Genomic DNA, 12,264 nt, shown 5'->3' with positions numbered 1-12,264 from the left:
AATCGTCATGCGCGAAACCTCAGCATGTGTGAAGTTTTTGTTTTCAATATGATCTTTTCTATCAGTTTAATACATAACGAGAGGTACAGAAGGAAGAGCAATCATAGGCTTAAAAAATGTGACTGTATTAAAAATAATACTGATAATGAGGGACAAAAAAACGGACTTTTAACCCTACTTTTTATCCGATAATATCCGCGCCGAATTTGAGGTCTAACATTTCTAACTAGAGGTTTTGATGAAAAAGGCAATTGCTAAAATTGGTGCATTGACTGCTGTAGCAGTTTCACTTTCAGGTTGCGTTGGCAGTAATGCCGTGACAGGTTATGTCATGGGGTTTAACTTGAAAGCTGTAGATAACCGTTACGCTCGAGGTGGTCTAAACATGCTTTTAGCACCTGTTTATGGTGTCGCAATCGCAGCGGACTACATCGTATTTAACTCTCTAGAGTTTTGGACGGGTAAGAACCCTTTAAATGGTAAGCCACATATCTTCGATACAAAGATGGATACTTACATTGATGTAAACCACCAGTTAGATAAATCGTTAACGACGGCGCCAATTGCACCGTTAGCGAAGAACCGTGTTATTGAGCAGGGTCGAATGCAGCAAATCGATGAGAATACTGTTCAAATGGATATTACTTACAATAACGGCGAGAAGGCGACACTCATGGGTGTGCGCGATGGTGAGTTTGTCACTTACTACATTGATGGCGAGGTCGTTGCACAAACCTCAATGGATGAGCTAGCTGCTTATACGCAAAATCGCGTGTAAATTGGTCCAGCCAAACAAAAAAGGGTGCCGTAAAGCACCCTTTGTTGTATTTCGTGATTGAATTACGCTTTCTCTGGAATTGCCTCTAGAAGCGCTACCATCTGATCCCAGTACAACTGAACAGTATCAATCTTCACTTTCTCATCTGGTGAGTGAGGGAATTTTATTGTTGGACCGAAAGAAACCATATCCATGTGTGGGTATGGTTCTTTAAATAGGCCACACTCAAGACCAGCATGGATGACCATGATGTTCGGCTTATGACCGTAAATGCCTTCATACATATCACGGAAAATTGCCATGATCTCGGAATCTGCATCTGGCTTCCAGCCAGGGTAAGCACCTGAGAACTGAATTTGTGCGCCTGCTAATTCAGCAATTGAACGTAGCATACTCTCAACTTGGCTGCGGCCAGAGTCAATCAAAGAGCGAATCAGACACAAAACTGTCACTTTATTTTCTTCAGTAGTGATCACGCCAACGTTCAGTGACGTTTCGACCACACCTTCAATTTCGTCGCTCATGCGCATGACACCATTTGGACAAGCGTTAAGTGCGGCAATGAAGTGTTGCTGATCGGCGATTGAAAATACTTGTGCGTCACTAGCAAGCAATTCATTAAAGGTTACGATACCTGTTTCGATTTTACCCAGCTCAGTTTTAAGCAGATCAGTGTAGTGATCGAACAACTCTGAAAGTTTGTCTTGGTTTTCAGCAGGAAGAGCGACAGTGACAAACGCTTCGCGAGGGATTGCATTACGTAAGCTACCACCACGGAATTCTACCAAACGTAAATCAAGCTCTTGCGCATGACCCGCGAGGAAACGACCAAGTAATTTGTTGGCATTACCGCGACCTGTGTGAATGTCACAACCTGAGTGACCACCTTTTAGGCCTTTCAGCGTCAGTTGGCGTGTTACGAAACCTGCAGGTGTTGCTTCTCGAGAAATATCGAAAGTCATGGTGCCATCAACACCACCGGCGCAACCCATGTAGACTTCGCCTTCTTGTTCAGAGTCTGTGTTTAGAAGGATCTCACCTTCTAACCAACCAGCCTCAAGACCAAATGCGCCAGTCATGCCTGCTTCTTCATCAATCGTCAGCAGAACTTCGATTGGGCCGTGCTTAATGTCTTTAGATGCCAATACAGCAAGGCAAGAAGCCATACCAATCCCGTTATCTGCACCAAGCGTCGTGCCTTTCGCCGTTACCCATTCGCCATCGATGTAAGGTTGGATTGGATCTTTGGTGAAGTCGTGTTCGGTGTCTTCGTTTTTCTGCGGCACCATGTCGATGTGTGCTTGAAGTACAACAGCTTTCTTATTTTCCATTCCAGGTGTCGCGGGCTTTTTGATGAACACGTTACCGGTTGGATCACGGCGAACGTCAAAGCCTTGCTCTGTTGCCCAGTTGATAATGTACTGTGCTAATGCTTCTTCATGTTTAGATGGGTGAGGGATAGAACAAATCTTATCGAAAAACTGCCAAAGTGGAGCAGGTGATAAGGTACTGATCTCAGAATGGAACTCAGACACGGAGGACTCCTTTTGATGTGCTTTGCCAAATATATACCGTAAAAATATTGTCGAGATAGCATTAAATGCTAGACGATTTGGCCTTCAAATTGCCGTTTAGCATACCACCAGATAAGGAGTACGAGTAGTCGCGTGCACAAGGATTTCTCTCAGAACTGTCACAGTTTGTGAACACAATAACAGGCACTATGTGTTCTTTATCATACATTCTGAAAGTGGCTTTATTTTTTAATTCACAAAACTGTAATTTAATTACATTTAAACTTTGACGAAGGTCAATTTATATATTTTTTGTGATTCTAGTCACTAAAATCCTTGTAATTAAATTTCTTGGTGGTATATTTGTAACCAGCTTCTGAGAGAAGAATGAAATGCTCAAAGGATGAGTCCGTTTTATCGCCTCCAAGGAACCGAGAAATCAACGAATGTTTAATTGATTTAAAAGGTGATAGTTATGAAAGGTTTACCAAGTACAATGTTCTGGAATAGCAAGTCTGTTTACACCGGCAACTTTGTATACCCAACAAGCTTTGGCTACTAAGTGAAGTCAACGCATGTGACTCGAACAGTTTGTTCACCCCTATAAATTGGAATTTTTTTTCAGTGATAGTGCTGACATGATTCGCCGCCACCCAAATTGGGTGGCGTTTTTTTATCTCCACTTTTTCTTTCTGACACATTTTCTGCCATCAAGGCTGGGTTCTATTCTCTGTTCTTCAGTTTTATCGACTTCCCCGTCAAATCCACCTAGATATGACGCTTAAAACGCCCAGTTTCTATTTGAAAGTTTAGTACATTGTTCAGTTTTTATTCTGTTGTTGGGTTCTGAGCAATAATTATTAGTTGTTGTTTTATAAGAATATATTTTCTGTTTTGCTTTTAAGAATTAGCGAATGGGTTTCATATCCAAAGAAAAAAATCGCATTAGAGTGAAGATTCTATCTAGAATTTGCTATTTGATAACTTTATAATTCCCGCCAATCGATTACGCAACCGTTTACTTTTTACCTTTACAGGATTCGATCATGCTCGAGAGGCTTTTTAAGCTCAGTGACAATGGCACAAATGTGCGCACTGAGATCATTGCAGGTGTTACCACCTTCCTAACCATGGCTTACATTATTTTTGTAAACCCAGCGATCCTGTCGGATACCGGTATGGACCGTGGTGCCATTTTTGTTGCAACTTGTCTTGCGGCCGCTATCGGCTGTTTCATCATGGGATTTGTTGCCAACTACCCAATTGCACAAGCACCAGGAATGGGGCTGAACGCATTTTTCACTTACTCTGTTGTGTTGGGAATGGGCTATACGTGGCAAGTTGCGTTAGCGGCGGTGTTTGTTTCAGGCCTGCTGTTTATTCTTTTGAGTATATTTAAGATCCGTGAGTGGATTATTAACTCGATCCCGCATTCTCTTCGAACTGGTATTTCAGCCGGTATCGGTCTTTTCTTAGCATTTATCGCATTAAAAAATGCAGGCATCGTCGTTGATAACCCCGCGACATTAGTTTCTATGGGAGACATCACATCATTGCCATCTGTATTGGCTGCGATTGGTTTCTTCCTTACTATCGCGCTTGTTCACCGTGGTGTGAAAGGTGCGGTGATGATCGCCATTCTTGGTGTTACAGCGCTTGGCCTTCTATTTGGTGATGTGCAGTGGAGCGGCATTATGTCAACGCCACCAAGCATTGCACCCACTTTCATGCAACTGGATTTCTCTGGTTTGTTTGAAGTTGGCATGATTTCCGTTGTGTTTGCTTTCCTATTTGTCGATTTGTTTGATACCGCAGGTACGCTAGTTGGCGTTTCTCAAAAAGCAGGCCTCACGGATGAGAATGGCAACATCCCGCGTTTAAACAAAGCGTTACTTGCAGACTCAACGGCAACGTCAGTAGGTGCACTACTTGGTACCTCAAACACCACATCTTACATTGAGAGTGTTTCTGGTGTGGCGGCTGGTGGTCGTACTGGTCTAACAGCAGTGGTTGTTGGTGTACTCTTCCTACTTGCTCTATTGTTCTCACCGCTAGCAGGAATGATCCCAGCTTACGCAACATCGGGTGCTCTGTTCTATGTCGCGATTTTGATGCTGTCTGGGCTGGTAAGCATTGATTGGCGTGACCTAACGGAAGCATCACCAGTTGTTGTGACTTGTTTGGTAATGCCATTAACGTTCTCGATTGCAGAGGGCATTACGTTAGGCTTTATCGCGTACTCGGCGATCAAATTATTCAGCGGCAAGGGCCGTGAAGTGTCGATGAGTGTGTGGGTGATGTCTGCCATCTTCATCGTCAAATACCTCGTCGGTTAATTTCTCGAGCAAAAAGCCAGTGTGGATTTATTCACGCTGGCTTTTTCTTTTTTCACGTTGTTCACTTCAGACGGTTTTTCTGCGGAATAGGCAGAGAATTTTGATATCACCGTTGGTATTAACGGTGTGTTTCGGTAGAATAATCGTTTGCGCAGCTTGAAATCCTCATCTCCATACGTTTTGGAGAGGTCAGTGAGCATTCCGCTTTTGAGTGAGTTCGCTAGATTTTGAGGATGCATATTTTCAAATTATTAGGTTATTACAATGAGTAAAAAATTCATTATCACTTGGGATGCAATGCAGACTTACTGCCGTGAACTGGCTGAAAAACAAATGCCAGCTGAGCAATGGAAAGGGATTTGGGCGGTAAGCCGCGGTGGTTTGGTTCCCGGCGCTATCTTGGCTCGTGAACTGGGTATTCGTTACGTTGATACAATCTGTATTTCAAGCTACGACCATGATCATCAGCGCGATATGACGGTACTAAAAGCACCTGAAGGCGATGGTGAAGGTTACCTAATCGTTGAAGACCTAGTAGACAGTGGTGATACGGCGCGCAAACTACGTGAGATGTATCCAAAAGCGAAGATGATCGCTGTGTGTGCGAAACCTTCAGGCAAAGCGTTGCTAGATGATTATGTGGTAGATATCGCGCAAGACACTTGGATTGAACAACCTTGGGACATGTCAATCCAGTATGCTGAGCCTGTAAACCGCAAGCAAAAATAAACGCTATTAAAGAATATTGAGAAATGCCCCTGTATAGGGGCATTTTTTTTATTATCATAACAACTCATGCTAATAGCCTAAGGTTCTTCCTATGTCTGAAGACGTCAGTAAAAATCTTTCCGAAACTTTGTTCGTGAAACATAAGCAAGCAAAAGAAACCTCTGCGCTTACCCAGTACATGCCGACCAGTCAAAAAATACTTGATGAGCGAGAGGCGCAGGGAGATCGTGCTTGGTATCGTCATTTGCGCCGCTTGCAATGGGCTTGGCAAGGGTTGTCTCCGATAGAGATGGAAGGTGTGCTTTCTAAAATCGCTTCTTCTTCCCACTCTCGAACCAATGATGATTGGTTAGACACCGTAATGGGGTACCACAACGGCAACTGGACATTTGAGTGGATTAAGCTCGGCATGGAGCATCAGAAGCGTTCAAATGAAATGCAAGGTGAGGAGGCCGCCGATGAACTCTTCACTGCATCTCTATGTTTTAGTATCGCAGGCTACCCACATCTGAAGAATGATAATTTGGCCTTACAGGCTCAAGTGCTGGCAAACAAAGCGTATTCTGACGGCGCAGAGAAGACCAAGTACACCATCAAGCAAATTGAAGTGCCTTACCAAAATCGCAAAATCATCGCGAACCTTCATTTGCCAAGAACCGACAAACAACTGCCTGTGGTGATGGTGAGCGCTGGTCTCGATACGTTACAAACCGACATGTGGCGTTTGTTCCGCAATCATCTTGCACCACGAGATATTGCGATGTTGACGGTTGACATGCCCTCGGTAGGGCACAGTTCTCATTGGCCTTTGACGGAGAACTCAAGCTGTCTGCACCAAGCGGTACTAAATGAGCTGTATTCATTGCCTTGGGTGGATCATCACAAAGTGGGGTTAGTTGGATTTCGTTTTGGTGGTAATGCCATGATCCGACTCTCTTTTGTTGAGCAAGAGAAGATCAAAGCTTGTGTAGCCCTCGGCGCACCCGTACATGATATTTTTACTTCCCCTGAGAAGCTGCAAAAAATGCCGAAGATGTATCTGGATCTGTTGGCTTCTCGCTTAGGGAAAAGCGCGGTTGATATTAATAGCATGGCGGGCCAGATGATGGCCTGGTCATTGAAGGTTCAGGGCTTCTTGAGCAGTAGAAAAACCAAAGTACCTATTTTAGCTTTGAGCCTTGAAGGCGATCCGGTGTCCCCACACAGTGATAACCAACTCGTCGCGCTGTTTAGCCAGTATGGCAGAGCGAAAAAAATCAGTTCCAAAACGATTACAAAAGGATATGAGCAATCCCTCGATTTAGCTATAAAGTGGCTAGAAGATGAATTATTAGGGTGACAATTCTCCTAAATTAGTTAAGAGTGATATATCTGAGCAAAAAATAAGCTCATGATAATTAAAAATAATAATCATTCTTGGGTGTTTACTTTTAACTATGAAAACGGAGATTCATATGTCAGAGACGACTCAGGGCCCGACTCACTTTCGCTTGATGTCAAAGTTGAAGGCGATAGGGCCTTACCTGCGCGAACCACAATCGCAAGAAGGGCGCTATTATTTTGATTGTCTATCTGTTTGTGTAGACGACAAAAAATCGCCTGAGAAGCGTGAATTTTGGGGCTGGTGGATGGATTTAGAATCCATCGAAGGAGGCTTTACTGCCAAATATCATATCGGCAAGTACAACAAAGAAGGGCAATGGGTATCTGAAGCCCTGCCTAAAAAAGCGGTAGGGGAAGTGTATCTGACGCAGAGCACATTCCATCAAAAGCTGGTTGATACTTTAGAAGAACACTTCAAATTAGAAGTCGAATATCACACGGAGTCTTTCGATTTCGCTTAATTTGGTTGTTTTCATTTAATACCAAACAAAAAGGTGCGAAAACGCACCTTTTCTCTTGTTAATTCCCTCTTTGATTGTTAAAACATCCTCTCTTTATTTGTTTTTCACTTCAGAAGACATCATGACAACGAATCAACAAAATGCAGTTGTTTCACAACCACAAACTGTCGTTGTGAAACTGGGTACAAGTGTGCTGACAGGCGGCACTCTGGCACTCGACCGTGCTCACATGGTTGAGTTAGCGCGCCAGTGTGCTGAGCTTAAAAAACAAGGCCATTCAGTGGTAATGGTTTCGTCTGGTGCTATTGCAGCAGGCCGTGAGCATCTTGGTTACCCCGCATTGCCCAACGAGATGGCGAGTAAACAATTACTTGCGGCGGTGGGGCAAAGTCGCTTGATTCAAACATGGGAGTCTTTGTTTGGTATTTACGGTATCAAGATCGGCCAAATGCTACTAACTCGTGCTGATTTAGAAGATCGCGAGCGATTCCTAAACGCACGTGACACCATCAATGCGCTCGTTGCGAACGATATTATTCCTATCGTAAACGAAAATGATGCCGTTGCGACCAGTGAGATTAAAGTGGGCGATAACGACAACCTTTCCGCTTTGGTGGGCATTTTGTGTGGCGCAGATAAGCTCTTGCTTTTAACTGACCAAAAAGGTCTGTTTACTGCTGACCCTCGTAAAGACCCGAACGCAGAGCTGATCAAGGAAGTAAAAACCATCGACGATACGCTGCGTAAAATCGCAGGAGGAAGTGGTACAACATTGGGTACAGGCGGTATGGCAACGAAGCTGCAAGCCGCAGACATCGCTCGCCGCGCTGGTATCGAGGTTATTATTGCTGCCGGTAGTGCACCGAATGTTATCTTTGACTCTTTGAGTGCAGAGCCACAAGGCACACGCTTCCTACCTTGCGCTGAAGCTTTAGAAAACCGTAAACGCTGGATTCTGGCGGGACCTGCGGCATCGGGCGACATCATTATTGATGATGGTGCGGTAAATGCCGTGGTCGGTAAGGGCAGTAGCTTACTTGCTAAAGGGGTAATCAAAGTAAGTGGTGACTTTGCACGAGGCGAAGTGGCGCGTATAACAAATTCTCACGGTAAGTTGGTGGCTCGTGGCATTAGCGCCTACTCAAGTGATGACCTAACTAAAATTACTGGTAAGCACAGTAAAGATATCATCTCTATTTTGGGTCATGATTATGGCTCTGAGGTGATTCATCGCGATGATTTGGTTGTCATTCAGGAATAGAATTAGAGGGAAGCAAAGTGGATTTAACGAATATGGGTAAAGCTGCTAAAGATGCAGCTTTCGAATTAGCGACAGCGTCAACTGCGCAGAAGAACCAAGCATTAGCCATCATTGCTGATGAGCTAGAAGCAAACTCCGTTGCTATTTTGGCGGCAAACGCTAAAGACATCGAACTTGGCCGTGAAGCGGGTTTAACCGACGCACTGCTTGATCGCCTTTTGCTTAATGAAGAACGATTGACTGCAATTGCTAATGATGTTCGCAACGTCATTAGCTTGAACGATCCTGTAGGCAGCGAAATCGACAGTAAGGTACTGGAAAATGGAATGTCATTGTCTCGTCGCCGCGTACCACTGGGTGTTGTGGGCGTAATTTATGAAGCGCGTCCTAACGTAACTATTGATATTGCGGCACTGTGCTTGAAAACCGGCAACGCAAGCATTTTGCGTGGCGGCAAAGAGACATTTTTCTCGAATATGGAATTAGTGAAGGTTATTCAGTCTGCGCTAGCAAAGGCGAACCTTCCTGCCGCTTCGGTTCAGTACATTGAAAAGCCAGATCGTGAGCTAGTCTCTCAACTGCTTAAACTGGACGATTACGTCGACATGATCATTCCACGCGGTGGTGCTGGCCTACACAAAATGTGTAAAGAAAACAGCACGATTCCGGTGATTATTGGCGGCTTTGGTATCAGCCATATCTTTGTCGACGAATCCGCTGATCTAGATAAATCCCTGAATGTGGTTGAGAACTCTAAAGTTCAACGTCCATCTGCGTGTAACTCACTAGATACGCTGCTCGTGCATGAAAAAATTGCAGAACAGTTTCTACCAATGATCGTTGAGCGTATGGACGAAAAAGTGACGTTCGTGGCAGAGCCAAAAGCAAAAGAACTCATGGAGCAAGCGAAACAAGTACGCGATGCTGTTGAAGGTGACTTTGATTCGGAATGGTTGAGCTACACCCTTGGTGTAAAAGTCGTGTCTGATGTGAAAGATGCCATTGATCATATGCGTGTTCATAACGCGAGCCACTCAGATGCGATCATGACCAATAGTTTGGAAAACTCAGAACTGTTCATCAATTCTGTCGGTTCGGCGGCGGTTTATGTGAATGCTTCAACGCGCTTTACAGACGGTGCGCAATTTGGCCTTGGCGCAGAAGTCGCAGTCTCCACGCAAAAGCTACATGCCCGTGGTCCAATGGGCTTAGAAGAGCTAACTAGCTACAAGTGGGTTGGTAAAGCGAATTACTTAGCACGCAGTTAACACATTCAACGAGATCTTGAGTGAAAAAGGGGCCTTTGGGCCCCTTTTTGTTTTGTCTAACATACCAATTCCGCTACACTACATGAGCTTTTATTTCGGTTTGAAAGCGTTATACCCAAATAGCTTTAATAGAGTCCGTATAACCATGAACGTGTGGTTATTCGTGATTGCTCATGAGGTTATTTTGGTATAGATATGGAGGTGATATGCATTGTCCTTTTTGTTCCGAGAACGATACCAAAGTTATTGATTCCCGATTAGTGGCTGATGGCCATCAAGTTCGACGTCGCCGTCAGTGCTTGGCGTGTAGCGAGCGTTTTACTACGTTTGAAAGCGCAGAGTTAGTGATGCCTAAAGTGATCAAATCGAATGGCAACCGTGAACCATTTGATGAAGATAAAATGGTTGGCGGTATTCAGCGCGCATTAGAGAAACGCCCAGTGAGTGCCGATTCTATAGAGTTAGCGATCAGCATGATCAAATCACAACTGCGTGCGACGGGTGAACGAGAGGTTCCGAGTGAAATGATTGGTAATTTAGTCATGGACCAACTCAAAGAACTCGACAAGGTCGCTTATATCCGTTTCGCCTCAGTTTACCGCAGTTTTGAAGACATTCGCGAGTTTGGCGAAGAGATTGCCCGCCTAGAAGACTGAGTAGCTCATGACTCAACACACTCCTGAAAGAGCGTTTTCTGATTTAGATTTCGCCATGATGTCACGAGCTATTAAGTTAGCGAGACGTGGCATTTATACCACCGCCCCAAATCCAAATGTGGGGTGCGTCATCGTTCGTGATGAAGAAATTGTTGGTGAGGGCTATCACCACCGCGCTGGTGAGCCGCATGCCGAAGTGCACGCGATGCGCATGGCGGGTGAAAAAGCAGTTGGTGCAACCGCTTATGTGACGCTCGAACCTTGCTCTCATTACGGCCGTACACCGCCATGTGCTGAAGGGCTAATCAAAGCTAAAGTAGCACGTGTGGTTTGCGCAATGGTAGACCCAAACCCTAAAGTTGCGGGGCGGGGCATCCAGATGTTGCGTGATGCCGGAATTGAAGTACAAATCGGCTTGTTAGAGCAAGATGCCCTTGCCCTTAACCCTGGTTTTATAAAGTACATGCGTACAGGCATGCCGTTTGTTCAATTAAAAATGGCAGCCAGTTTGGATGGGCAAAGCGCACTCAGCAATGGGCAGAGCCAATGGATCACCTCCCCAGCGGCCCGCCAAGATGTGCAGCGTTATCGAGCGATGAGTGGTGGCATTCTCTCTACCAGCAAAACGGTGATTGATGATAATGCGTCACTCAATGTGCGTTGGGATGACTTACCTACCAGTGTTCAAGCGCAGTATTTACGAGAAGAACTTCGTCAACCAGTACGTGTAATCTTAGACCGTCAGAAGCATTTAACGGATGCGCTCAAGCTGTTCCACACCGATGGAGAGCGAGTTATTGTTAGCCCAGATGAAGACTGTATCCCTCTATTGGACGGCGCTGACCAAATTGACTTATCAACAACATTAAAACGTATCTCGGATGAGCACCACATCAATCACTTATGGGTTGAAGCTGGAGCCACGCTAGCGAGTGCGATGATAAAGGCTAATCTTGTAGATGAGCTCATTGTTTACCTTGCGCCAAAACTCATGGGCAGCGATGGTCGGGGGCTTATCGGTGCTTTAGGATTAAGCGCTATGGCTGACGTCATTGATTTAAACATTACAGACGTTCGTATGGTCGGGGTAGACATTCGTATCACCGCCACCATCAAACGTAAAGAACTTAGATAAGAAATAGTATGTTTACAGGAATAGTAGAAGCAGTTGGCAAGTTAGCTGCGATTACGCCGAAGGGCGAAGATATCACCGTCACGGTTGAAACTGGTACGCTTGATATGTCAGACGTTAAGTTAGGCGATAGCATCGCGACCAATGGTGTTTGCTTAACGGTAGTTGACTTCGGAAGCCACTATTACAGTGCTGATCTGTCATTAGAAACCTTGAAGAAAACTGGGTTTGCTGAATACCAAGTAGGCGAGAAGGTGAATCTAGAAAAAGCCATGTTACCAACAACGCGATTGGGGGGACATATCGTTTCTGGCCATGTCGATGGGGTTGGTGAAATTGTCGAACGCAATTCAGTTGGCCGTGCGATAGAGTTTTGGGTTGCAATGCCAGCGGAAATTAGCAAGTACGTTGCAGAGAAAGGCTCGATTACTGTTGATGGTATTAGCCTAACCGTCAACGACTTACGTAAAAATGCTTTTAAGCTGACGATCGTTCCTCATACGAGTGAAGAAACTACGATTGACCAGTTTCAAGTGGGGCGCAAAGTAAACTTAGAAGTTGATGTACTTGCGCGTTATATGGAGCGTTTACTGCAGGGGCAACAAGAAGATAAGGCCGAGTCTCGTATCACGATGGACTTTTTACAGCAAAACGGTTTTGCATAAGTCTTGGGAGTGGCTGCGTGAGGCATGCGATAAAGAGCAGACTCACAGAACACCGCGAGATTCATTGACTTGCTTGGTGCA

11 protein-coding genes are annotated in these 12,264 nt (G+C 44.9%); 10 read left to right on the top strand and 1 reads right to left on the bottom strand.

Features of this window, described 5'->3' with window-relative positions; translation table 11 throughout:
• Positions 1-238: 238 nt before the first annotated feature.
• Positions 239-778, top strand: a complete 540-nt coding sequence (locus F7Y48_RS04165) for a DUF3332 domain-containing protein (RefSeq protein WP_258508385.1) — start codon at positions 239-241, stop codon at positions 776-778.
• A 62-nt stretch (positions 779-840) separates the two neighbouring features.
• On the opposite strand, the gene F7Y48_RS04160 is transcribed toward F7Y48_RS04165, so the two are convergent.
• On the bottom strand, positions 841-2,313 hold the full coding sequence (locus F7Y48_RS04160) for an aminoacyl-histidine dipeptidase (protein ID WP_258508387.1): 1,473 nt from the start codon (positions 2,311-2,313) through the stop codon (positions 841-843).
• Between the two features lie 1,025 nt (positions 2,314-3,338).
• Between F7Y48_RS04160 and F7Y48_RS04155 the strand changes: the two genes are divergently transcribed.
• The 9 genes from F7Y48_RS04155 to F7Y48_RS04115 all read left to right on the top strand — a co-directional run bounded on the left by F7Y48_RS04155 (position 3,339) and on the right by F7Y48_RS04115 (position 12,183).
• The gene (locus F7Y48_RS04155; protein WP_006741838.1) at positions 3,339-4,628 is read left to right on the top strand and encodes an NCS2 family permease; all 1,290 of its coding nucleotides are present in this window, start codon (positions 3,339-3,341) and stop codon (positions 4,626-4,628) included.
• Between the two features lie 264 nt (positions 4,629-4,892).
• Positions 4,893-5,357 carry an oxytetracycline resistance phosphoribosyltransferase domain-containing protein Tet(34) gene (gene tet(34) / locus F7Y48_RS04150; RefSeq protein WP_005391418.1) on the top strand — a complete coding sequence of 155 codons (465 nt, stop codon included), beginning with the start codon at positions 4,893-4,895 and terminating at the stop codon, positions 5,355-5,357.
• 91 nt (positions 5,358-5,448) lie between these two features.
• Positions 5,449-6,696 carry an esterase FrsA gene (gene frsA / locus F7Y48_RS04145; RefSeq protein ID WP_005391416.1) on the top strand — a complete coding sequence of 416 codons (1,248 nt, stop codon included), beginning with the start codon at positions 5,449-5,451 and terminating at the stop codon, positions 6,694-6,696.
• A 115-nt stretch (positions 6,697-6,811) separates the two neighbouring features.
• Positions 6,812-7,201, top strand: a complete 390-nt coding sequence (gene crl, locus F7Y48_RS04140) for a sigma factor-binding protein Crl (protein ID WP_316681624.1) — start codon at positions 6,812-6,814, stop codon at positions 7,199-7,201.
• A gap of 121 nt (positions 7,202-7,322) precedes the next feature.
• Positions 7,323-8,462 carry a glutamate 5-kinase gene (proB, locus tag F7Y48_RS04135; RefSeq protein ID WP_145474374.1) on the top strand — a complete coding sequence of 380 codons (1,140 nt, stop codon included), beginning with the start codon at positions 7,323-7,325 and terminating at the stop codon, positions 8,460-8,462.
• Positions 8,463-8,479: 17 nt separating this feature from the next.
• Positions 8,480-9,730, top strand: coding sequence for a glutamate-5-semialdehyde dehydrogenase (locus F7Y48_RS04130; protein ID WP_258508388.1), 1,251 nt, complete (start codon positions 8,480-8,482; stop codon positions 9,728-9,730).
• 206 nt (positions 9,731-9,936) lie between these two features.
• A complete protein-coding gene (nrdR, locus tag F7Y48_RS04125; RefSeq protein ID WP_005381578.1) occupies positions 9,937-10,386 on the top strand; it encodes a transcriptional regulator NrdR in 450 nt (149 codons plus the stop codon).
• Positions 10,387-10,393: 7 nt separating this feature from the next.
• The gene (ribD, locus tag F7Y48_RS04120) at positions 10,394-11,521 is read left to right on the top strand and encodes a bifunctional diaminohydroxyphosphoribosylaminopyrimidine deaminase/5-amino-6-(5-phosphoribosylamino)uracil reductase RibD (RefSeq protein WP_316681618.1); all 1,128 of its coding nucleotides are present in this window, start codon (positions 10,394-10,396) and stop codon (positions 11,519-11,521) included.
• 8 nt (positions 11,522-11,529) lie between these two features.
• Positions 11,530-12,183 (top strand): riboflavin synthase, encoded by a 654-nt coding sequence (locus F7Y48_RS04115; RefSeq protein WP_176320456.1) that lies wholly within the window; start codon positions 11,530-11,532, stop codon positions 12,181-12,183.
• Positions 12,184-12,264 lie beyond the last annotated feature (81 nt).

The sequence above is a fragment of the Vibrio sp. 2-1-2a genome (assembly GCF_032648565.1).
Taxonomy (GTDB): domain Bacteria; phylum Pseudomonadota; class Gammaproteobacteria; order Enterobacterales; family Vibrionaceae; genus Vibrio; species Vibrio diabolicus.
Note: the sequence above shows the minus strand (reverse complement) of the source record. Positions and strands in the feature narration are given on the sequence as shown.

Bases quoted from the DNA above. Each gene is read 5' to 3' on its own strand.
- F7Y48_RS04115 (WP_176320456.1), top strand. From the start codon at position 11,530: ATGTTTACAGGAATAGTAGAAGCAGTTGGCAAGTTAGCTGCGATTACG.
- crl (WP_316681624.1), top strand. From the start codon at position 6,812: ATGTCAGAGACGACTCAGGGCCCGACTCACTTTCGCTTGATGTCAAAG.
- F7Y48_RS04155 (WP_006741838.1), top strand. From the start codon at position 3,339: ATGCTCGAGAGGCTTTTTAAGCTCAGTGACAATGGCACAAATGTGCGC.
- frsA (WP_005391416.1), top strand. From the start codon at position 5,449: ATGTCTGAAGACGTCAGTAAAAATCTTTCCGAAACTTTGTTCGTGAAA.
- nrdR (WP_005381578.1), top strand. From the start codon at position 9,937: ATGCATTGTCCTTTTTGTTCCGAGAACGATACCAAAGTTATTGATTCC.
- proB (WP_145474374.1), top strand. From the start codon at position 7,323: ATGACAACGAATCAACAAAATGCAGTTGTTTCACAACCACAAACTGTC.
- ribD (WP_316681618.1), top strand. From the start codon at position 10,394: ATGACTCAACACACTCCTGAAAGAGCGTTTTCTGATTTAGATTTCGCC.
- F7Y48_RS04165 (WP_258508385.1), top strand. From the start codon at position 239: ATGAAAAAGGCAATTGCTAAAATTGGTGCATTGACTGCTGTAGCAGTT.